The sequence below is a fragment of the Salinispora goodfellowii genome (assembly GCF_059570675.1).
In genome coordinates, this window is sequence record NZ_JCANTD010000009.1 from 69,214 (window position 1) to 90,332 (window position 21,119).

Annotated in this window: 19 protein-coding genes; 6 read left to right on the forward strand and 13 right to left on the reverse strand. The window is 73.0% G+C overall.

All coding sequences use genetic code 11. The features are described from left to right. Entirely contained in the window at positions 1–594 is a 594-nt protein-coding gene (locus tag T398_RS12240; protein ID WP_496446736.1) for a hypothetical protein, read from the forward strand. A 2-nt stretch (positions 595–596) separates the two neighbouring features. On the opposite strand, the gene T398_RS12245 is transcribed toward T398_RS12240, so the two are convergent. After that, entirely contained in the window at positions 597–1,172 is a 576-nt protein-coding gene (locus tag T398_RS12245) for a hypothetical protein (RefSeq protein ID WP_496446827.1), read from the reverse strand. A gap of 201 nt (positions 1,173–1,373) precedes the next feature. On the opposite strand from T398_RS12245, the gene T398_RS12250 reads away from it, so the two are divergent. Both T398_RS12250 and T398_RS12255 read left to right on the forward strand, forming a co-directional pair. Further along, complete coding sequence (locus tag T398_RS12250; protein WP_496446738.1) at positions 1,374–3,932, forward strand: FtsK/SpoIIIE domain-containing protein; 2,559 nt, start codon at positions 1,374–1,376, stop codon at positions 3,930–3,932. Beyond that, complete coding sequence (locus tag T398_RS12255) at positions 3,929–4,783, forward strand: hypothetical protein (protein ID WP_496446740.1); 855 nt, start codon at positions 3,929–3,931, stop codon at positions 4,781–4,783. The genes T398_RS12250 and T398_RS12255 overlap by 4 nt, the downstream gene beginning before the upstream one ends. Before the next feature lie 58 nt (positions 4,784–4,841). Here T398_RS12255 and folE read toward each other — a convergent pair whose 3' ends face one another. The 6 genes from folE to dacB form a co-directional block, all read right to left on the reverse strand. After that, complete coding sequence (gene folE, locus T398_RS12260) at positions 4,842–5,501, reverse strand: GTP cyclohydrolase I FolE (RefSeq protein ID WP_018726572.1); 660 nt, start codon at positions 5,499–5,501, stop codon at positions 4,842–4,844. A gap of 59 nt (positions 5,502–5,560) precedes the next feature. Further along, positions 5,561–7,573 carry an ATP-dependent zinc metalloprotease FtsH gene (gene ftsH, locus T398_RS12265; protein ID WP_496446741.1) on the reverse strand — a complete coding sequence of 671 codons (2,013 nt, stop codon included), beginning with the start codon at positions 7,571–7,573 and terminating at the stop codon, positions 5,561–5,563. 358 nt (positions 7,574–7,931) lie between these two features. Further along, a complete protein-coding gene (hpt, locus tag T398_RS12270) occupies positions 7,932–8,504 on the reverse strand; it encodes a hypoxanthine phosphoribosyltransferase (protein ID WP_018217488.1) in 573 nt (190 codons plus the stop codon). 113 nt (positions 8,505–8,617) lie between these two features. Further along, complete coding sequence (gene tilS, locus T398_RS12275) at positions 8,618–9,640, reverse strand: tRNA lysidine(34) synthetase TilS (protein WP_496446744.1); 1,023 nt, start codon at positions 9,638–9,640, stop codon at positions 8,618–8,620. Positions 9,641–9,650: 10 nt separating this feature from the next. Further along, positions 9,651–10,721: a zinc-dependent metalloprotease gene (locus T398_RS12280; RefSeq protein WP_496446746.1), complete on the reverse strand. Its 1,071-nt coding sequence runs from the start codon at positions 10,719–10,721 to the stop codon at positions 9,651–9,653. 111 nt (positions 10,722–10,832) lie between these two features. Beyond that, positions 10,833–12,233, reverse strand: coding sequence for a D-alanyl-D-alanine carboxypeptidase/D-alanyl-D-alanine endopeptidase (gene dacB / locus T398_RS12285; RefSeq protein WP_496446829.1), 1,401 nt, complete (start codon positions 12,231–12,233; stop codon positions 10,833–10,835). A gap of 407 nt (positions 12,234–12,640) precedes the next feature. On the opposite strand from dacB, the gene T398_RS12290 reads away from it, so the two are divergent. The 3 genes from T398_RS12290 (at position 12,641) to T398_RS12300 (ending at position 15,574) form a co-directional block, all read left to right on the forward strand. Then, on the forward strand, positions 12,641–13,147 hold the full coding sequence (locus tag T398_RS12290) for an inorganic diphosphatase (protein WP_018222215.1): 507 nt from the start codon (positions 12,641–12,643) through the stop codon (positions 13,145–13,147). A 288-nt stretch (positions 13,148–13,435) separates the two neighbouring features. Further along, positions 13,436–14,842: a type VII secretion-associated serine protease mycosin gene (mycP, locus tag T398_RS12295; RefSeq protein ID WP_496446831.1), complete on the forward strand. Its 1,407-nt coding sequence runs from the start codon at positions 13,436–13,438 to the stop codon at positions 14,840–14,842. 9 nt (positions 14,843–14,851) lie between these two features. Continuing rightward, positions 14,852–15,574, forward strand: coding sequence for a phosphatase PAP2 family protein (locus tag T398_RS12300; RefSeq protein ID WP_496446747.1), 723 nt, complete (start codon positions 14,852–14,854; stop codon positions 15,572–15,574). A gap of 5 nt (positions 15,575–15,579) precedes the next feature. Here the strand turns inward: T398_RS12300 and T398_RS12305 are convergent, their stop codons facing one another. The 6 genes from T398_RS12305 to T398_RS12330 all read right to left on the reverse strand — a co-directional run bounded on the left by T398_RS12305 (position 15,580) and on the right by T398_RS12330 (position 20,995). Then, complete coding sequence (locus tag T398_RS12305) at positions 15,580–16,758, reverse strand: MarP family serine protease (protein ID WP_496446749.1); 1,179 nt, start codon at positions 16,756–16,758, stop codon at positions 15,580–15,582. A 63-nt stretch (positions 16,759–16,821) separates the two neighbouring features. Beyond that, a complete protein-coding gene (locus tag T398_RS12310) occupies positions 16,822–17,514 on the reverse strand; it encodes an NUDIX hydrolase (protein WP_496446751.1) in 693 nt (230 codons plus the stop codon). A gap of 43 nt (positions 17,515–17,557) precedes the next feature. Next, the gene (locus tag T398_RS12315) at positions 17,558–18,202 is read right to left on the reverse strand and encodes a TlpA family protein disulfide reductase (protein ID WP_496446753.1); all 645 of its coding nucleotides are present in this window, start codon (positions 18,200–18,202) and stop codon (positions 17,558–17,560) included. Then, positions 18,199–19,014 (reverse strand): endonuclease III, encoded by an 816-nt coding sequence (gene nth, locus T398_RS12320; RefSeq protein ID WP_496446754.1) that lies wholly within the window; start codon positions 19,012–19,014, stop codon positions 18,199–18,201. Before nth ends, T398_RS12315 begins: the two co-directional genes overlap by 4 nt. Before the next feature lie 35 nt (positions 19,015–19,049). Beyond that, entirely contained in the window at positions 19,050–20,192 is a 1,143-nt protein-coding gene (locus T398_RS12325; protein ID WP_496446756.1) for a CapA family protein, read from the reverse strand. Between the two features lie 92 nt (positions 20,193–20,284). Continuing rightward, complete coding sequence (locus T398_RS12330; RefSeq protein WP_496446757.1) at positions 20,285–20,995, reverse strand: adenosylcobinamide amidohydrolase; 711 nt, start codon at positions 20,993–20,995, stop codon at positions 20,285–20,287. Positions 20,996–21,119 lie beyond the last annotated feature (124 nt).

The window sequence follows — 21,119 nt, forward strand, 5'->3', positions numbered from 1 at the left end:
ATGACAGATCCCCTCCCCGACCCCTTCCTGGACCAGCCGGACTGGGCGCCGCTGCCGCCCCGACCGATCGCGGTGCTGCCGGCCTCCGGTCGGGTCGAGCTGCGCGGGCGTCGGGTGCGGGTCGGCCAACCCGGGCTGGGCTGGCGCGGTGACCTCCGGGCGGACGACCGCGTGGTGCAGGGCAGCCGCACCTACGTGCCGGTCATCGCCGAGCACGAGTGGTACCGCGCCGAGGCCGATCAGGTCGAGGTCTTCGCCCCCCTCGTTCCGGCCGACCGGGTCTGGGTGGAGACGGTGGGGCTGCGATCGGAACGACCGCCCGCGGAGGCGGATCGACTGGTCTCCCTGGACGCGCCCACCCACCGGGCACCGACGCCGGTCTTCGAGGCCGACGCCGTCGCCGGCCGGCGGGTCGTGCACGTGGTGGGCCCGGTCGAGCACCGGGACCTACGCGCGGTCACCGAGACCTACTCCAGCGCCGAGGGCGACATCTGCGTCCGGGTCACCCCCGAGGTCGAGTGGTACCGGTGGGCCTGGCGCGGGCAGACCCCGACCACACTCGAGGTCCCCGTCCACCTGCTCTGGATCGAATAGGGTCAGTCAGTCCGCGCGCCGGCGCAGACCCGCCAGTCCTCACCCAGCCGGGTGGTGAAGCGCCACGGCTGCCGGTCGCTGTAGCTGACGCCGTCCACATGGGCGGAGATCACCAGCTCCAGCTCGACGACCGCCTCGTCCCCGTCCCGCTGGACCGCGAGGCTTTCCCAACTGACGGAGATGGGCACCGCGAACCGTGCCTCCCGCGCGACCAGGTCCTCGCGCAACGCCCGCAGCTCCGCGACGGACGCTCCCTCGGCGCAGAGGAACAGGTCGGCGAGGGTGTCGTCGCGGTCGACAAAAAATGCACGCAGGTAGTTGTCCACGACTACCTCCGGTGCGCTGCGGTCGGGGGTGGTGGCCCGGGCGTAGAGGACGTAGCCGCCGACGATCCCGCCCAGCACGAGCGCCGTCAGCACGGCGGCGGTCACGGTGAGGATGGTGCGCAGTCGTCGCCGCGGCGGCGGGACCGGCGCCCCCGCTCCTGGCGCGGGCGCCGAGGGCGGGGCCGCCAGCTGCTCCGAGGGAGGCCGCTGCGCCGGTAGGCGGGACACCTGGGAACCGGCGGGGGGCTGCACTGATTCCACCCCCTGAGGCTAACGGCTGCCGGCCCCTGGCCCAATGCCCAGATTAGGCGGATCGTGACGGCTTCCTCCCCGCCGGTGACGTCGGCAACAACACCGGCGCAGCACCGCGGCGCCTCCGCCGGAACCAGCTCGTCCTGCGCTACGGTCTTGGCGCGAGGTGGGTCGCCGGCCTCGCGAAAAGGGGGTGGACGGGTGGGTCCGAGGAGGCGGGCGAACCGGGCCGCCGCCCTACACCGGCAGGCTGCCGCCACCGCGCTCGCCGCCGCCGACGTCCTCGACGACATCCGCCCCGCTCCCGCCGACCACGCCCGCCAGTACGCGCTCGCCGACCGGCTGCGGAGCGCCGCCGGTCAGCTCGCCCCCGGCTGGGCGGGAGCCGCGCTGGAGACCCTGCCGGCGGGGACCGTCGCCGGGGAGGGGCCGCCGCGCTTCGTCCGGGTCGGCACCGCCGCCCCCCTCGACGAGGCGCGCTTCCCCGCACTGGTCCCGCTGATCGGCACCGGGAACCTGACGATCGACGCCGACGCCGGGGATCCGCGGGTGGCGGGCCTGGTCCGGGCCGTCCTGTTCCGACTGCTGGCGGCCACGCCGGCCGGGGCGCTGCTGGTCCGGGCGGTCGACGGTACGGGTACCGCGCTGGCCCCGTTCGCGGCGCTCGCCGATGCCGGCCTCCTGCCGCCCCCGGCTACGGACCTCGCCGGCCTGCGGGCGGTGCTGGCGGAGGCGGAGCGGTGGATGGCCCCGGTCGCCGACGGCCGGCGCCGGCACGAACGGACCCTGCTCCTGGTCATCGCCGCGCTGCCCGAGTCCACCGATCACACCGACCTGGCCCGCCTGGCCGCGCTCGCCGAGCAGGGCAGCGCGAGCGGTCTGCACCTGGTGGTGGCCGGGTGGCCGGCTGGCCATGCTCCGCTGCCACGCGCCGCCTCGCTGACGATCCGCAGTGCGTACGCGCTGCTGGCTGGCCCTCCCGGCACGGACTTCGGGACGCCGGAGGCGGACCCGTCGGGCGGCGCCGCCCACCCCAACGACGGCGTCGGCTTGAACTCGCCGGTCTTTCTCGAGCCGGATCCCCCGGCGAACCTCGTGGACGAGGTCTGCCGGGGCCTCGCCGAGCAGGTGGAGGCGGGCTCGCGGCTGGCCCTGGCCGAGCTGCTCCCGGAGCCGGGCGAGCCGGTGTGGACGGCGAGTTCCCGCGACGGGATGGCGACGACGGTGGGGGACGCCGGGGGGCGGCCGGTCTCCCTGGGCTTCTCCGAGCTGACGCCGCACTGGTTGGTGAGTGGCCGCTCGGAAACCAGCCGATCGACGTTCCTCGCCACCGCCCTGCTCGGCCTGACCGCCCGCTACGGTCCCGAGGAGCTCGTCGTCTACCTGGCCGACCTCGGCGCCGGGGAGTCCTTCGCCGAGTTCCTCCAGACCGAACGCGACCGCTCCTGGATTCCGCAGGTCCGTGCCGCCGCCATCACCGCGGACCGGGAGTATGTGCTGGATCTGTTCGACCTCCTGGCCACCGAGGTTCGCCGCCGCGAGGAGGCCGGTGCCCGAGCCGGCGGGCAGCGGTATCAGGAGCTGCGGCAGCACCGGGAGCTGCCGCGGATCGTCGCCGTGGTGGACGGTCTACCGCGACTGCTCACTGGCCGGGACCGGATCACCATCCAGGCCCGGGCCCTGCTCGAGGCCGTGGCGCGCACCGGCCGTTCGTACGGCGTGCATCTGCTCCTGGCCGGGGAGGGGGACCTGGGCCTTCGGGCGCGCAGTGACCGGGATCCGCTGCTCGGGCAGTTCCCGGTGCGGGTGGCGCTTCCCGGTGGAGGCGCGGTGTTGGCCTCGACCAACGACTCGGCGGCCGGGCTGGCGGTGGGGAGTGTGGTGGTCAACACCGCTGGTGGTCTCGGGGGACCGCGTGGCGCCATCCGGGGACACGAACGGGTGGTCCGCTTCCCCGACCCGCTGGAGCACGGCGAGGTGGTGGCGGACCTGCGGCACCGGCTCTGGGCGGCCCGCCCGGAGCGGAGCGCCCCACCAGTTGTCTTCGCCGGTTATGCCCAGCCGCAGCTCCGCAACGACCCCCGGTACCGCGCGGCGGTGGCTGGTGGGGCGACCGGGCCGGTGGCGCTGCTGGGCCGCGCGGTGGATGTGACCCGGTCGACGGTGGCGGTGCCGCTCGGCCCCGGCCCGGGGCGCAATCTGGCGGTGCTCGGCACCGGTACGGCGGCCGCTGGCCTGCTGGTCACCGCGGCCCGCGGTCTCGCCGCCCACCACCAGCCGGGTTCCGCCCGGTTCGTGGTGGTGCCTTCCGCGGATGAGGCGGGGCCACTCGCCGCGGCGCTCGCGGCCGAGTTGGCCGCCCAACACTCGGTCGCGGTGGTGGATCCGGCTGACCTGCCGGCCGCCCTCGACTCCGCCGAGCCGGCCTACCTGATCGTTTTCGACCTGGACGGGCCGGGTTCGGGACGGGTGCCGCCGGACCGGCTCGCCACCCTGCTCCGGGAGGGGCCGCCGGCCGGTCGGCACCTGCTCGGCCGGTGGGGCACCGTACCCGCGTTCGCGTCCCTACTCGAACCAGGAGACGAGTTGGCCAAGCTCGCCACGGTCGCCGTCGTGGACGTACCGGGAGCCCAGCTCGGGGCGCTCTTCGGCCGCCCGGTGGAGTGGCGTCCTCGACCGGACCGGGCGCTGCTCTGGGACGGGCACAGCGAGCAGGGCGTCGTCCTGGTTCCGTTCGCCACGAATCCGGTCCTGACGTGAGCCGGATACCCATCCAGGATCGGGACCCGGACCGGCAGCATCCCCCGGCTGCCCCGCCGCCGCCGATCCACGTACCGCAGCCGGTTCTTCCGCCGGGTCCGGCCCGCCAGCCGCTACCCGACCCCGCGCCGCCCGAGGCGACCCCCGAGCCCGAGTCGGGCCACGCGACCGAGCCGACCCCCGAGCCCGAGCTCGAGCTCGAGCCGGGCCACGAGCCGGCCGAGGCGGCATGGGCCGAGTACCTCGCGGCGACCCGGCAGCTCGACGAGGTACGCCGCGGTGCGGCCACCGCCGCGGGCGAGCAGGCCCGCGCGGTCGCGGCCGCCCGGGAGGAGCTGGCGACGGTCCGGGCCCGGCTGGCTGGGCAGGAGGCGCGGCTGCGCGAGGCCGGCGTACCGCCGATCTCGCTGGCGCCGACGCCACCGGAGCTCTCGGCGGCGAACCGGTCGATGGCGAGTGGGCCGACGCCGGTGCTGGCCGCGCTGCGGGGGGCGGCCGACCGGGTGGAGTCGGCGGACGCCGTGCTGGCCGCCCGTGGGCTGGTCAACCTGGCCGGCTGGCCCGTCGTCGCCCGTAACCTGCTCTGCTACGCCCCGCTGGCCCTGCTGATGCCGCTGGTCCAGCTGATCCTACTCACCGTCACCGGCCCCGGCACGGTGAGCGCCGCCGCGCTGGTCGTCGGGCTGGCGACACCGGCGGCGGCGTTCGCGGCGGGCTGGTGGTGGGTGGGGCGCCTCGCCGCGCCGGACGCGGGCGGGCAACCGGACCGCACTCCCCGGCTCGGGGCGTTGGTCTGCCTGGTCCCGGCGGTCCTGGCCAGTGCGGTGCTCCTGCTCGCCCTGCTGGGCTGAGCTCGGCGGAGGCGTAGCGGTGTCGCGGGGTGGCTGGTGACCCGCCGGGCGGGCGAGGTCAACGTGAGTTGATCAACGCCATCGCCTCGGCGCGGGTCCTCGCATCCGCCTGCAGGCTGCCGCGTACGGCGGAGGTGATCGTGCGGGCCCCGGACTTCTGGATGCCACGCATCGCCATGCACATGTGTTCGCACTCCAGGACGACGATCACGCCACGCGGCTGGAGCTGCGCCATCAGCAGGTCGGCGACCTGCGCGGTGAGCCGCTCCTGCACCTGGGGACGGCGCGCGAAGACCTCTACCAGCCGGGCCAGCTTGGACAGCCCGGTGATCCGGCCGTCCGCGCCGGGAACGTACCCGATGTGAGCGCTGCCCCGAAACGGCAGCAGGTGGTGCTCGCAGAGGCTCATCACATCGATGTCCCGGACCAGCACCAGCTCGTCGTGGCTGGCCTCGAAGGTGGTGCTGAGCACCTGCGCCGGGTCGACCCGGAGCCCGGCGAACAACTCGGCGTAAGCCCGGGCGACCCGGGCCGGGGTCTGCTGGAGCCCGTCGCGGTCCGGGTCTTCGCCGACCGCGATCAGGATCTCGCGGACCGCCTTCTCCAGCCGGCCGAGGTCAACGCTCTCCTCGACCGGACGGCCGGCGAGCCGACCGCTGACCAGCCGCGCGGCGACATGGTCCAGGTCGCCGTCGAGCTCGGTGGCGGAGGCGGCCAACCCCGACGGGAGGTTGGCCGCCTGGTCCCCTGGCACGGGGTTGGTCGCCTCGTCGCTGTTCAGTGCGAGCCGTCCGAGTTGTTCGAGGCGGCGCCGCTGATGGCGGCGGTGTCGGCCGAGCCCTGCGCCTTGAGGGCCTCGTTCTCGGCGGGGGTGCGCACCGGCGGCTCGGTGGAGGGCTGACGCTTGCCGAACCCGTTGTACGGGGCCATCGGCGGGCGCTTCGCCACCCGGTCGCAGATGCGGGCCATGTCGGCCGTGGAGAGGGTTTCCTTCTCCATCAACTCGAGCACGATGTTGTCCAGGACATCGCGGTACTCGACCAGGATCTCCCATGCCTCGTCGTGGGCCAGTTCGATCAGGGCCCGCATCTCGGCGTCGATCTCGGCGGCGACGGCGTCGGAGTAGCCCCGCTCGTTGCCCATGTTGCGGCCGAGGAACGGCTCGTCACCGCTGCTGCCGTACTTGAGCGCACCGAGCTTGGAGCTCATCCCGTACTGGGTGATCATCGCGCGGGCCAGCTGGGTGGCCTTCTCGATGTCGTTGCCGGCGCCGGTGGTCGGCTCGTGGAACACCAGTTCCTCGGCGGCCCGGCCACCGAGCGCGTAGGCCAGGGTGTCGACCATCTCGGCCCGGGTCTGGGTGTACTTGTCCTCGGTCGGCAGGACCAGGGTGTGCCCCAGCGAGCGGCCCCGGGACAGGATCGTCACCTTGTGCACCGGAGCGGCGTGCGGCAGCGCCCAGGCGACCAGCGCGTGCCCACCCTCGTGGTACGCCGTGATCTTCTTTTCGTTGTCACTCATCACCCGGGTACGGCGCTGGGGACCGGCGATCACCCGGTCGATGGACTCTTCCAACGACTCGTCGGTGATCGCCCGCTTGTCCCGGCGCGCGGTGAGCAGCGCAGCCTCGTTGATCACGTTGGCCAGGTCGGCGCCGCTGAAGCCGGGGGTACGCCGCGCCACCGCGTCGAGGTCAACGTCGGGGGTGAACGGCTTGCCCTTGGCGTGCACCCGCAGGATCGCCTTGCGGCCCTCCATGTCCGGCGCGTCCACCGGGATCTGCCGGTCGAAGCGGCCGGGCCGCAGCAGCGCCGGGTCGAGGATGTCCGGCCGGTTGGTGGCGGCGATCAGGATGACCCCGCCCTTGGTGTCGAAGCCGTCCATCTCGACGAGGAGCTGGTTGAGGGTCTGCTCCCGCTCGTCGTGACCGCCACCCATGCCGGCGCCCCGGTGCCGACCGACCGCGTCGATCTCGTCCACGAAGACGATCGCCGGTGCGTTCGTCTTGGCCTGCTCGAAGAGGTCCCGGACCCGGCTGGCGCCGACACCGACGAACATCTCGACGAAGTCCGAGCCGGAGATGGAGTAGAAGGGCACCCCGGCCTCGCCGGCAACCGCGCGGGCCAGCAGGGTCTTACCGGTGCCGGGCGGGCCGAAGAGCAGCACGCCCTTCGGGATCTTGGCGCCGAGCGCCTGGTACTTCGCCGGGTTCTGCAGGAAGTCCTTGATCTCGTGCAGCTCCTCGACGGCCTCCTCGGAGCCCGCCACGTCGGCGAAGGTCGTCTTCGGCGTGTCCTTGGTGATCATCTTGGCCTTGGACTTGCCGAAGTTGAGCACCCGGGAGCCGCCGCCCTGCATCTGCGACATGAAGAACACCAGCAGGGCCACCAGCAACAGAATGGGAAGCAGACTGACCAGCAGGGTCGTCCAGATGCTGTCGCGGGAGACATCGGCGTCGACCGGGCCGGTGACGCGATTGTTCGCCTCGGCCTCGCGGACGTCGTTCCAGATCTGGTCCCCAACCTCGTACGGGAACTGCGCCTCGATCTGGTCGGTGGTGGTGTCTCCGAACTTGGCCGGCTCGGCCAGCTTCAGCTGGAGCGTCTGCTCCTTGTCGGCGAAGACGACCTCCTCAATGCCGCCCTTTTCGTTGAGCTGCTCCAGCGCAACGGAGGTTTCCACCTGGTGGTAGTCGGGCTCATTGAAGGCAAAGTTGTATAGCAAAAAGGCGCCGAGGCCGACCAGGAGGACCCAGACCAACGGTCGGCGGAAGAAACGCGTACGTTCCATACTATTGTCGAGCGCCGAGACGCTCGCATCCTCCTGATCGACGTCCGGACCGTCTGAATAGTGTCGCCGCCAGCGCGGCGGCTGAGCCGCCGTGCGGGTCGGTCTGACCCCCGGGGCACCACATCGCGCCACGGTCACTCGACGGTACACCGTTCGTACCGGATGCGAGCATGCCAGCCCCAGCACTTACGCGTAGGGCGAACCGGGTTTCCGCCGGCGGGACGCGAGCTCCGCACCCGGCCACCCAACCGCCCGGTCTCGCGGTTACGGAGGTCAGGCCTGGAGATTACCTCCACGCCACCGACCTCAACCCTAGTCCGTCCGGCTGAGAGTCCGCTGAGCGTCGAAGCAAGCGCTCCTACCGGGCATAGACCTCGGGTCGGAGTACGCCGACGAAGGGCAACTCCCGGTAGCGCTCACCGAAGTCGAGCCCGTAGCCGACGACGAACTCGGTCGGGATGTCGAAGCCGACGTACTTGACCGCGACCGGCACCTTCACCGCCTCCGGCTTGCGGAACAGCGCGACCACCTCGACGCTCGCCGCCGAGCGGGACTCCAGATAGCGCAGGAGCCAGGAGAGGGTCAGCCCCGAGTCGACGATGTCCTCCACCACGACCACATGCCGGCCGGCGATGTCCCGGTCCAGGTCCTTGAGGATCCGCACCACGCCGGAGGAGGTGGTGCCCTGCCCGTACGAGGAGATCGCCATGAACTCCAGCTCCGCCGGGGGGCCCTGCCGGCCCAGCGCCCGGGCGAAGTCGGCCATGAACATCACCGCGCCCTTGAGGACGCAGACGAGCAGCAGCCCGTCCTCGACGTCGGCGTAGTCCGCCGATATCTGCTTGGCCAACTCCGCCGTCTTGTCGCGGATCTGCGCCTCCGAAATAATCACGTGGTCGATATCGGCGTCGTACCAGGAGCCGTCAGCCATGACTCCTAGCCTGCCGTACGCACGATGGTCTCCGTCGGCGGGGCCGCTCCTTTTATCCGACCCAGGCCGGGTTTCTCCGCAAAGACCAGCAAACGGGACCGATCCCCGCACCGCTACCAGGACACTTCCTCCGGGCACACCTGCGCGTCCGAGTTGACGGCGGCGAGCCGACCCGCCCGGCGGAACACCCGAAGCCCGCCCGGCAGGTACGCCGCCCCCTGCCCACGCCAGTCGGTGACCAGGGCCTCCAACGCGCCCACATGCCGGTGCGACAGGGCGGCGGGGCGAGCCCCCAACTCCCGGGCCCAGGCATGCAACACCCGTCCCCGGATCGCCGGCGACAGCTCCGCGAGCCCAGCCACGCGGAGCCCGCCATCGGGGTGCCGCACCCCGTCCAGCGCGGTGCCGGCCTGCTCGTCCAGCGCCGCCGTGTCGACGGCGACCAGCCGGGCGGTACGGGCCAGATTGTCCAGCACCGCCGGCCCGAGCGCCCGCACCAGCACCGGCAGCACCTCGGCCCGAACCCGAGCCCGGGCGTACGCCGGGTCAGCGTTGTGCGGGTCCACCCAGGGTTCGAGCCCCAGCGCCGTACAGGCCGCCCCGGTCTGCTCCCGACTCACCTCCAGCAGCGGACGCAGCAGCAACACCGGGCCGAGCCGCCGCCGAGCCGGCATCCCGGACAGCCCGCGCGGGCCGGCGCCGCGCGCCAACGCCAGCAGCACCGTCTCCGCCTGGTCGTCGCGGGTGTGTCCGGTCAGCAGCGCCGCCGCCCCAAGCCCCTCGGCCACCTCCGTCAAGGCCCGGTAGCGGGCTGCCCGGGCAGCGGCCTCCGGGCCACCGGGCTGGCCGGACACGTCAACCCGGACTGCCGCAACGGGGGCGAGGCCGGTCGTCCGGGCCCAGGCGGCCACCGCCGCCGCCCGCCGCGCGGAGCCCTCCTGCAGACCATGGTCAACGGTGACCAGACCGGCGGAGAGCCCGAGCCGGGGCGCCACGAAGGCGGTCGCGGCGGCGAGGGCGAGCGAGTCGGCTCCCCCGGAACAGGCCACCAGGACCGGCCCCCGACCGGGCAGCTCGGCCAGCGCGTGCCGGATCGCGCGGCGGATCGCGGCGACCGGTGGGGCGAGTGCGGCCACGGGTCGCCGGTCAGTCGCCGGCCGGAAGCGAACCGGCCGGCCCGTGCACCCGGTCCACCCAGGCGTCCGGGTCGCTGAGCTCGGCGAGCCGGGGCAGGGTCAGCGGTGAGGCGAAGACCCGGTTGAAACCCGCCATGCCGACCCGCTCGACGACACCGTGCACGAACCGCCGTCCTTCGGCGTACTGGCGCAGCTTGACCTCCACCCCGAGCAGCCGACGGAGCGTCTTCTCCACCGGGTTGCCCGACTCCCGACGGCGGTTGAACGACGCCCGGATCCGCTCCACGCTCGGGATCACCTGCGGCCCCACGCCATCCATCACGAACTCGGCGTGCCCCTCAAGCAACGTCATCAGCGCGGTGAGCCGGTCCAGCACCGCCTTCTGGGCCGGGGTCTGGACGATGTCCAGGACGCTGGTGTGACCGGTCGGCTCCCGTACCGCGTCGGCGAGGAGGGAGACACCGCGACGCAGCCGCTCGACCAGGGGGGCGGCGCCGCTGCTGGCGGCATCCACGAACGCCTGCACCTCGCCGAGAAAGTACGCCCGTAGCCACGGCACCGCGGTGAACTGGGTGCGGTGGGTGACCTCGTGCAGACAGACCCAGAGCCGAAAGTCGCGGGGATCGGCCGCCAGCTTCCGCTCCACCTCGACGATGTTCGGCGCGATCAGCAGTAGCTGGCCCGGTTCGCCGGAGAAGACCTCGTACTGGCCGAGGACCCGGCCGGAGAGGTACGCCAACACCGTGCCGGCCTGCACGCCGGTGATCCGCGAACCGATCGCCTCGGTCAACACACCGGGCTGTTTGTCTCCTGCCAGGCGACCGACGAGGGGGCCAATGACCTCGCGCAGACCGGCGATGTTGGTCGCCGCCCAGTCCCGCCGGTCCACCACCTGCACCGGCGGGTGCGACACCTGCGAGCGGAGCCCGGTGAAGTCGCCGACGTGCTCGGCTGCCTCGTCGGTCAGCCGTCGCAGCTCACCGACCACCTCCGTGGCCTCGACATAGGAGACGCGCGGGCCCGTCTTGCCGAGCGTCCCCGCGGTCGCCGCGGCCAGATCCCAGTCCACGAACTGCGCCATGGGCCCACCGTACCCGCGCGGTCGCCCGCCGGCCGGGGCCACGACGTCCCGGCCGGGCCCCGATCCCCACCGCGCCCCTCCGCCCTCCACCTCGAAGCGCACCAGCTGGGCTCAGCGGCAGCCACAGGCGGCGAGGGCCGCGGCGATCCGATCCAACGTCATCCGGGCCGCCGTCAGCCCGTCGCCGGGCGCCTGGTCGGTGAGCACCGCGAAGGTGAGCAGGCGCCCGTCGGCGGTGGTCACCAAGCCGGCGATCGCGTGCACTCCGGTCAGCGTGCCGGTCTTGGCACGGACCATTCCGGCACCGGCCTGCGCCGCGACATCGGTGTAGCGGTCGGCGAGGGTGCCCGACCAGGCGGCGACCGGCAGGCCGCCGAAGAGCGTCGCCAGCTCCGGACGGCTCCCGTCGGCGGCGAGCCGAATCAGGTCGGTGAGCAGCGCCGGACTGATCCGGTTGGCACGGGACAGGCCGCTGCCGTCGGTGAGCGTGAGCGCGTCGACCGGCAACCCCAGCTCCCCCGCGACCGCCTCCAGCGACTCCCCCGCACCGGAGAATGACGCCGGCTGCCCCCGGGCCAGGGCTACCTGCCGGGCCAGGGCCTCGGCCACCACGTTGTCGCTGTCAGCGATCATGATGTCGACCAGTCGCACCATCGGCAGCGACTGCACCACGCCCAGCTCGGCGCCTGGCGTACCCGCCGTCGCACCCGCTCCGGCCTCGGGTGCCCGGCCCCGCTCGACCGCGTCCGCCGGTACCCCCAGCAGCCGGGCGAACGCCTCGCCGGCGTGCAGGTCCGGCTCCGCCACCCGTTCGGCGGCGTGGGTGCCGTCGTCGTGGTCCCGCTTCGCCTGCTCCAGGTCACCGCGGGCGCCGTCGGTCATCAGCGCGGTAATCGCTGAGCCGTACCCGCCGGTGGGAATGTCGTCGTCCCAGCCGGGCGCGTGCACCGGCCCGGAGTACAGCGACGAGTCGACCACGACCCGCGCCGGCGCGACGTCGCCGAGCGCGGCCTTCACCTGCGCGGCCAGCTCATCAAGGCGCGCCGCGCCCGGATAGAAACCGGTGCCGTCCACCGCAAGCGTCGGGTCGCCCCCGCCGATGAGCACGACCTCACCGGGAGCCGCACCGGCGACAGCCCGGGTGGGGATCCGGTGCCCCGAGCCGCGTGCCGCCAGCACGGTCGCGGCGGTGACCAGCTTGGTCACGGAGGCGGGCACGGTGCCGTCGGCAGCACCCCGGTCATACAGGACCGACCCGGTCGCGACATCCGAGACCGAGACGTTGACCACCTCACCCAACGCGGCGGAGCTGACCAGCGGGTCGAGCGCGGCGCGCACCCCGGCGGCGGCGGGTTCGAGCGCGTTCCCGTCAGCTGTGGCCAACACCGCCGGCGGCGGCTCCGCGGCGGTGTCACCGGCGCGCCACTCGGCCGCCGGGCCCGACCGCGTCACGGCGACCCCGACCGCGGCCAGCGCGAGGAGCAGCACCGCGGCCAGTACGGCCGGCAACAGCCAACGCCGGGGCCGTCCGGGCGAGGTCGACCCGGCCGGTACGGGGGCGCGAGTGCCGCCGTTGTCGGCAGCCACCGATGGCTGTCCGGTCGGGCTGGGTCGATCCGGCGGCGTTCCCGGCGCCGGCCCGGCGGGAGGCCGATGATCAGGGTGGGCGTCCGGTACCGGCACCCGCCCGACCGCGCCGCCGCGAGCAGATCTGCCGGTCTCCCGTCCAGTACTCTGCTCCGGACGGTAGTGTGAATCTTCCCTCCCCACGGCCCCCTCCTCGCCCCGCGGAACCTGCTTGGGTGACACTACTTCGGTCCGAAGACTATGCGGCCACCGGACCGCCAGGCGGGAGTTCCGCCTGTCCGGCGACGGATACCGCCGGTCAATGCCAGCGTGGGCAGACGAGGAGCGTGCAGATGGATTTCGACGTCACGGTTGAGATCCCGAAGGGTCACCGCAACAAGTACGAGGTTGACCACGTGACCGGTCGGATCCGGCTGGACCGTACCCTCTTCACCTCCACGCAGTACCCCGCCGACTACGGCTTCATCGAGGGCACCCTGGGCGAGGACGGCGACCCGCTGGACGCCTTGGTGCTGGTCCCGGAGCCGACCTTCCCGGGCTGCCTGATCCGGTGCCGCACCATCGGCATGTTCCGGATGACCGACGAGAAGGGTGGCGACGACAAGGTTCTCTGCGTCCCGTACGAGGACCCGCGTCAGGAACACCTCCGCGACATCCACCACCTCGGCGAGTTCGACCGCCTGGAGATCCAGCACTTCTTCGAGGTGTACAAGGACCTCGAGCCCGGTAAGTCCGTCGAGGGCGCCACCTGGGTGGGCCGGCAGGAGGCGGAGGAGGAGATCGTCGCGTCGATCCGGCGCGGCCGGGAGGCCGCGGAACACGGCGACTCCGCGCACTGACCCACACCCGGCGGGCCGGGGGCGCTCATCCGAGCAGCCCTCGGTCCTGTTCGTACCGGTTGAACCCACCCGGCGACCGAGACCACCGCGGCGGCAATGGCCAGCTCGGCGCGCTCCGGCCCGTCGTCGCCGGTGGTACTCGTCGTCTCCGGCAGCATCATCTGACCACCTCAGCTCGCCAGCTGCCGCCGCGGTGTCCGAGAAGTGCCGGATACACCATCGGGGCCGCCGGAACCGGTAATCTCCGAACGTTATGACTAGGTGGGTCGAACGCGAGGGATCAAGGACGTGACCGGGGTACGGCGTGATAGCAGGTCCGCCGCCCGGCGGGGGCCTGCTGGGCGGGTGTTGCGCTCGCTGACGTCGGTCGCCCTCGTCGTGCCGGTCGCCGCCATCGTGCCGGTCAGCACCGCCCTCCCCGGCCCGGGGCAGGTCGCCGCCGTGGGCCCCGGCCACTCGGCCAGCAGGGCCCTGGTGAAGCTGACCGAGAGCTCCGCCGACCAGGTTCGCGATGACCAGTGGCAGCTGGACGTGTTGCGCGCCGATACGGCGTGGCGCCACTCGACCGGGGCCGGGGTGGTGGTGGCGGTCATCGACTCCGGTGTGGATGGCGCGCATCCGGACCTGGCTGGACGGGTGCTACCCGGTCTCGACCTGGTCGAGCCCTTGCCCACCGCCGGCCCGGATCCGGTGGGCCACGGTACGGCGGTGGCCGGGTTGATCGCGGGTCGCCACGACGACAGCAGCGGAGTGGTGGGCCTCGCGCCCGACGCCCGGATCCTGCCGGTCCGGGTCCTGGACGCGGAGAACCGTTACGACGACGCGTTGATCGTGGCGAACGGCGTACGGTGGGCCGTTGACAATGGCGCCCGGGTGATCAACCTGTCGCTCGGCGGCAGCAGCGCCAGCCCGGCGCTGGCCGCCGCGTTGGACTACGCGTTCGCCCGGGACGTGGTGGTCGTCGCCTGCACCGGCAACCAGACCGCCTCGAACTCCAGCACGGTCTGGTACCCGGCCCGGGAGCCGGGGGTGGTCGCCGTCTCCGGGCTGGACCAGGAGGGTAGGAAGCTCTGGTCCGGCGCGATCACCGGCCAGGAGACGGTGCTCACCGCGCCCGCGACCGGCCTGGTGGGCGCACGGCCGCCGGACGGGTACTGGCGGGTTCAGGGCACCAGCTTCGGCGCGCCACTGGTCTCGGCCACTGCCGCGCTGATTCGCGCCCGGTATCCCGAGATGCCCGCCGGCGATGTGATCAATCGTATGCTGCGCACCGCTTCGGACATCGGTCCCGCCGGCCGGGACGACAGCTTCGGATACGGGCTGGTCGACCCGGTCGCGGCGCTGACCGCCGAGGTGCAGCCGGTCGGGCTCAACCCGCTGGACGACCAGTCCTCGCCGGGGGTGGTCGGCTTCGGTCCGGCACCGACCACCCCCGGCGCGCCTACCGAGGGTGCCGGGCTCGAATTCCTCCCGGCCGCCCCCGTCCCGTCGGCACCGTGGGAGCCGTGGTCGACGGGAGCTGGTGGGGGCGGCGCCACGTCGGAACGGCCCCGGTCCGGGCTGGCGTTTCCCGTCGCGCTGTTCGCCAGGGGTGAGCGGTGCGCTCGCTCTTCCCCGCCACCGCCGGTTCCGCCGGTAGGGACGCCGCACCGGGCCGGTCCGCCGCACCGGAATGCCCGCTCGCGATCCGGGTAGCCGGAGGCCATGTGCGCGCTCGGCCCCGGCACGGCCGCCCGGCCATCGTGGCGCCACCGCCGCCTGCACCGCGACCACGGGCTGGGGTTGCGGCTGACCCTCGCCGTTGTCTCCGCGTTCCTGGTGTTGGTGCCGTTCCTGCTCGCGCTGCTGGTGTTGACGTCCTGGTCGCCGTTGCGCCGGCTGGATCGGGCGGTGACCGCGGCGCTCGTCGACTACGGCCTACGGCATCCGGAATGGGCCAGGGCGCTGAACGTGTGGACCGAGGTCTTCGCGCCGATGCCGCTACGGTTGGCCGCGCTGGTGGTGGTTGGCTGGCTGGCCCGACGCCAGGCCCGGCAGTTGGCACTCTGGGTCGCCGTCACCATGGCTGTCGGCGGGCTGCTGAGCCCCCTGCTCAAGTTGCTCGTCGGGCGGCCCCGGCCGGAGTTCCCGAAGCCGCTGGCCCAGGCGGTCGGGCTCGCCTTTCCGTCCGGGCACGCGCTGAACGCGGCGCTCGCCGCCGGCGTGCTGCTGGTGGTCTGCCGACCCCGACCGGGCCGCGCCGCGAAACGGTACGCGGTCTGGGCAGCCGCGTTTCTCCTCGCCGTGGTGACCGGGTTCAGTCGGGTGGCGCTGGGCGTGCACTGGAGCAGCGACGTGGTTGCCGGGTGGCTGCTGGGTACCGCCGTGGTGGCCGCGACCGCCGCGGTCTTCACGATCTGGCGGGCTGCCCCACCGCACCGTCGTTGAGGCGCTCAGGTGCACTCACCGGTGCTGACGCCGCGCACGCGTTCGGCCCCGGCCAGGGCGACCGAGCGGGCCTCGGCCGCGGTCACCGCGAAGCCGGTGTTCGGGTCGTCGACCGCCGCCGCGAAGATCACCCCGAGCACCAGGCCGTTCGTGGAAACCAACGGGCCGCCGGAGTTCCCGCTCTGCACCAGGGCCCGGATCGTGTAGACCTCCCGGGTCACGTTCCCGCTGGAGTAGATGTCCGGGCCGGTGATCTCGTCCACCTCCCGGACCCGGGCCGACTGCGCGTTGTACGGGCCGTCGAGCGGGAAGCCCAGCACGATCGCGTCCGCGCCGCTGTCCTCGTTGCCGGCGGCGAAGCGCATCGACGGGCCGGGCAGGCCCGGGACGTGCAGGACTGCCAGGTCCCGGTCCGGGTCGTACACCACCACCTGGGCGTCGTACCGCTCGCCGTTGAGCTCGACGACGGTGGAGCGGGTTCCGGCCACCACGTGCGCGTTGGTCATCACCCGGTCGTCGGCGTAGACGAAGCCGGAGCCCTCCAGGCGGCGGGAGCAGCTCGGGGCGGAGCCGAGCACCTTGACCACGGATTTCTCACTGTTGGCGACCACCTGCGAACCGGCGAGGGCCGGGTCGGGCGGGGCGACCTGCCGGGCGCGGGTGGGTGCCAGACCGCCGAAGACGTCCGGGAAGCCGTTGGTGTCGACGGTCTCCCGCAGCGCGGTGGAGAGCTCCTGCGCCTGGTCGGGCAGAACCCGGTCCACCACGGTGAGCAGCGCGCTGTTGCGTACCGCGGAGGCCAGCCAGGGCAGTGACGACGAGCCCAGTGGGACCGCGACCAGCCAGGCGACCAGGAGCACGGCGAAGAGCGAGACGAAGGCGCCGCCGATGTCGTCCGCCCGCCGCCCGAGGTCACTGCTGATCGTGCGGCGCAGATGCGTACCGAGCCAGCCGGCGAGCGCCTGCCCCACCACCGCCAGCCCAAAGATCGCCACCAGGGAGACCAGCACCCGGGTGCCGCTGTCCAGGAACTGCTGTGCGAGCCGGGGGCCGAGTTGCAGGCCGGCCAGCGCTCCGAGAAAGAACCCGGAGAACGACAGCACGCCGGTGACGAAGCCCTGGCGGTATCCACTGATCGCGAACACGAGCATGAGCAGGAGCAGTACGAGATCCACGGCGGACACGGGTCCAGCCTACGGGGCTCGGTCCCACCGGACCGCTGCTGCCGCTACGCAAGGTCACGGGAGTCAGCGCAGGGCGCTCTCGTCTGCCTCGTCAGTCCCGGCGGAGGGCGCCGGGTCGGCGGCCACCGCGGGAAGGTCCAGCACCCGTCCCGGGCGCCACGGGCGGGCCCAGCCCCCCATGTCGAGCAGGGTGGAGAGCACCGCCGCGGTGAAGCCCCACACCAACATGCCGCGGACGGAGAAGGCCGGGGCGATCCAGCCACTCGGGTGGCGTACCCGCAGCCGATTCTCCGGGTCAACCAGTTCGGTGATCGGCATCCGGGCCACGTGCGCCACCTCGGCCGGCTCCCGGGGGTGCACCGGGTGGGGGGCGTGCCACCAGCCCAGCACCGGGGTCACCACGAAGTCGCTGACCGGAATCCACAACTTCGGCAGTTCGGCGAGGACGGTGACGGTTCTCGGATCGAGATCGACCTCCTCGTTCGCCTCGCGGAGCGCGGTCGCGGGGGCGTCCGCGTCCTCTGGGTCGGCGGCACCACCGGGAAAGGCCGGCTGCCCCGCATGGTTACGCAGGGTGGCGGCTCGCTGAAGGATCAGCACGTCCGGACCGGTGCCGGGGTCCTCGCCGAGCAGCACCAGCACGGCGCTCTCCCGCCCACCGCTGCTCGGGGTGGCCAGCCGGGTGAAGTCCTCCGTCCGGGCGGTGCCCAGCCGGGTCCGCAGCGGGTCGAGCCAGGATGGCGGCTGCCGACTCATCCCACCACCGCCGCGCCCGGGCAGCGGCCGAGATGCGGGCGGATCATTCCGGCACCGCCACGCCCAGGTGTACCCGGACCAACTCGGCGAGGCGGGCGTCGTCGAGCGCCCCGGAGACATCGACGTGCCGGATCTGGCTGTTCGCATCAACGAGGACGGTCATCGGAATGGCCTTGCGTCCCAACGACCGTTGCAGCGCCTCGCCCTGGTCGATCAGGCTGGGGAAGCGGACCCCGAAGTCCTCGCCGATCGACTGGGCGCCGCTGCGGGTGTCCCGCATGTTCACCCCGACGACCGTCAGCTGCCCTTCGGCCCGCTCGCTGAGCCGCTGGAACGCGGGCAGCTCGGCCCGGCAGGGGGCACACCACGAGGCCCATAGGTTGAGCACGGCTGGGCCCCGGATCTGGTGCAGATCGACCGGGGCGCCACCGGTGAAGCAGGCCAACGTCAGCTCCGGCAGGGGCGTGCCGGCGGGGGCCGGGGGAGCGGAGGCCGTGCCGGCGGCGGCCGGGGGAGCGGGCGGGGCACTGGGCCGGTCGGTGGTCAGACCGGAGCAGTCCGCGAACGGGGACGGCCGGCGCTGGGCCGCCTCGTCCCGGGTGCGGGAGGCGTTCTCCGGCCCGGCGTCGGTGCAGCCGGCCACCGCCAGCAACGCCGGGACGAGTAGGGCGACGAGCCGCTTCCTCACGGCGCCTCCCCCGCCCCGTCCTGGGCTGGCACCAGCTCCGGATCGACGCCGGCGGCCACCGCGAGTTCCCGGGTCCGGGGGCCCTTGAGCAGCCGCGCGGCCACCGCCGGATCGGTCGGCCCGGTCCCGTACGACGGGCAGAGCTTCGTCAGGGTGCAGGCGCCGCACGCCGGCTTTCGGGCCGCGCAGACCCGGCGCCCGTGGAAGATGATCCGGTGCGACAGCATCGTCCAGTCGCGCTTCGGATAGAGCGCCCCGATCGCGTGCTCGATCTTGACCGGGTCGGTCTCGACGGTCAGCCCCCACCGCCGTACGAGCCGGCTGAAGTGCGTATCGACGGTGATTCCCGGTACGTCAAACGCGTTGCCGAGGATGACGTTCGCCGTCTTGCGGCCGATTCCGGGCAGGGACACCAGGTCGGTCAGTTTCCCTGGAACCTGACCGTCGTGTCGTTCGACCAGCCCTTGGCCCAACCGGATCAGGGAATCGGCCTTGTTGCGGTAGAAGCCGGTGGAGCGGATCAGCTCCTCCAACTCGGCTCGGTCGGCGCCGGCGTAGCTGGCCGCCTGCGGGTAGCGGGCGAACAGCTTCGGGGTGACCTCGTTGACCCGCTTGTCCGTGCACTGGGCGGAGAGGATCGTCGCGACCGCCAGCTCCAGCGGGTTGGAGTGGTCGAGTTCGCAGTGCGCGTCCGGGTGGGTGTCGGCCAGCACCCGCCCGATCCGCCGGGCGCGGCGCGTCCGACCGAGGTCGGTCTCCCTGAGGCTGATGGTCACGCTGGCCAGCCTACGTCGCCGGCCGGCGGTCCCCATTCGTGCCCGCGCGATGGAGCCGACCCTCAACCCGGCTACGGCGGGCTGATCTGTCCCAGGTGGTCGAAGACCGCACCGGTCTCCGGGAAGTCCGCGGCACTGAGCTCCCGCACCAGCCCCAGCCCCCGGTCATCCGGGTCCGTTGCCGGCAGCCCCGACTCGTTCAGGTAGGTCGAGGCGAACGACCCACCGGCCCAGGTGCCGTCGGGCTGCAGCGAAACCTTGAGCACGCCGCCCCAGCCGAGCTTGCCGCTGCGGTTGAACGTGTTGCCGCCACCGGCGAAGTTGCCCAGGCTGTAGGCGATCAGCCGGCCCTGGTAGAACTCCATGCCGCGCAGGACGTGCGGTCCGTGCCCGACGACCAGATCCGCGCCGGCGTCGATCATGGCCCGGGAGAACCGGACCGGGTCGCCCCGGTTCTCCCCCAGGTACTGCTCGGTGCCCGGTTTGACCTGGGTCTTGTCGGCGCCCTCCGCGCCCATGTGCACCTGCACCACCACCAGATCCGCCTGCTCCGCGGCCTTGGTGATGACCTGTTCCGCCGCCGGGATGTCGGTCAGCGGGTTCGACCACGCGTACGACGAGAAGCCCGCCACCGCCACCTGGACGCCACGTACGTCGATGAGGGTGATCTGATCCGGCGCCCCGGTGTGCGCCAGTTCGTACTGTTCAAGTGCCTGCCGGGTGTTCTCCAGGCCCTTCGCGCCGAAGTCGTTCCCGTGGTTGTTGGCCAGGTTGAGCAGGTCGAACCCGCCATCGCGCAGGTGCGCCGCGTACTCCGGTGGGGCCCGGAACTGGTAGCAGTTGGTGGAGTCGCCGCACTTGCCGGTCCCGGTGTCGACGGTGAGCGGCTCCTCCAGGTTGCCCATCACCAGGTCGGCATCGAGCTCCGGGCGCACCTCGTCGAAGAAACCCTCGCCGTCGTTGGGGGGCAGCCGGTCCGGGGCGTTGCCCAGGAGGATGTCGCCGGTGGCGCTGAGAGAGACCACCGCAGCCTCGGTCGGGGAGGCGGAGGGTGCGCTGTCGTCGGGGCCGGGCTGCCAGGCCCCGCCGGACCTGACCGCATCGGAGTCGACCGCGCCGCAAGCGGCGACAACCAGCACGGCGAGCAACGCGCCGGCTGACCGGAGCCGACGCGCACGGGTCGCGAACGTGAATGTCTTTGGGTGGGCGCGCATCGCCCGAGACCCTACCGGGCCCGCGTCCTGCCGACGAGGCCGATTGGGCAACCGCTCAGCGTCAACACCTGGCCGGCTCCGGGTGGGGTCGCTCAGCCGACTGACTGCTGCGACCACGGCCGCACCGGGCGGGCGCCACCGGCCAGGACCGCCCGGTGCACCGCCCGGGCCAGCGGTGCGCCCCAGGTGGAGCGGGGACCACCGTACGGCGCCTCGGGGCCCTCGGTCGGGCAGCAGACGGTGACCGCGTCGGTCGGGGTGCCGGTGCCGGGCACGCCCAGTTCGGCGATGGCCTGCGCCTTCGCCTCGGTGGCGGTCGCCACCGCGTTGATCAGTGCGGCGGGACCGAGCCGGGCCGGCACGTACACCACGATGTTGACGGTGCCGACCGGATGACCGGCCGGGGCGGGCCCGGCCGGGGCGGGCACGGCCGGGGCGAGCACGGCCGGGGCGCACTCGGGTGCAGCGGCGGCCCAGATCGGAACGCCGAGCCCGACGGTCGCCCAGACCCGTACCCCGGTGTCGGTTCGGGCCACCACCTCCGCGACGTCCACCCCGGTCAGCAGCCCCACTCCAGGGCTGTCGAGGCCGAACCCAGCGGCCAGTTCGGCCAGGTGTTCGACGGGGTCGTCCCGGTCGTACGACATCGGGACGGTCGCGTTGATCACCCAGTTCCGGACGCCCAGCCCGCCGCCGAGCGCCGCCGAACTCGCGCTGAGTAACGGCCGCTCAGCCCACCAGACCAACACCGGGAGGTTCCGCCCGTCCTCGCGACGGGTACACAGTGACGGTTCGTTCAGCACTGGGCGACCCTACGGCGCGATCTGGCGCCCGGCACATCTCACCTGCTGCGGCGCGGTAACGTAACGGCAAGGACGGCCGGCGGGTTACGCCCAACGCTCACGTTTCCCGGGGTGCACCTCGGAA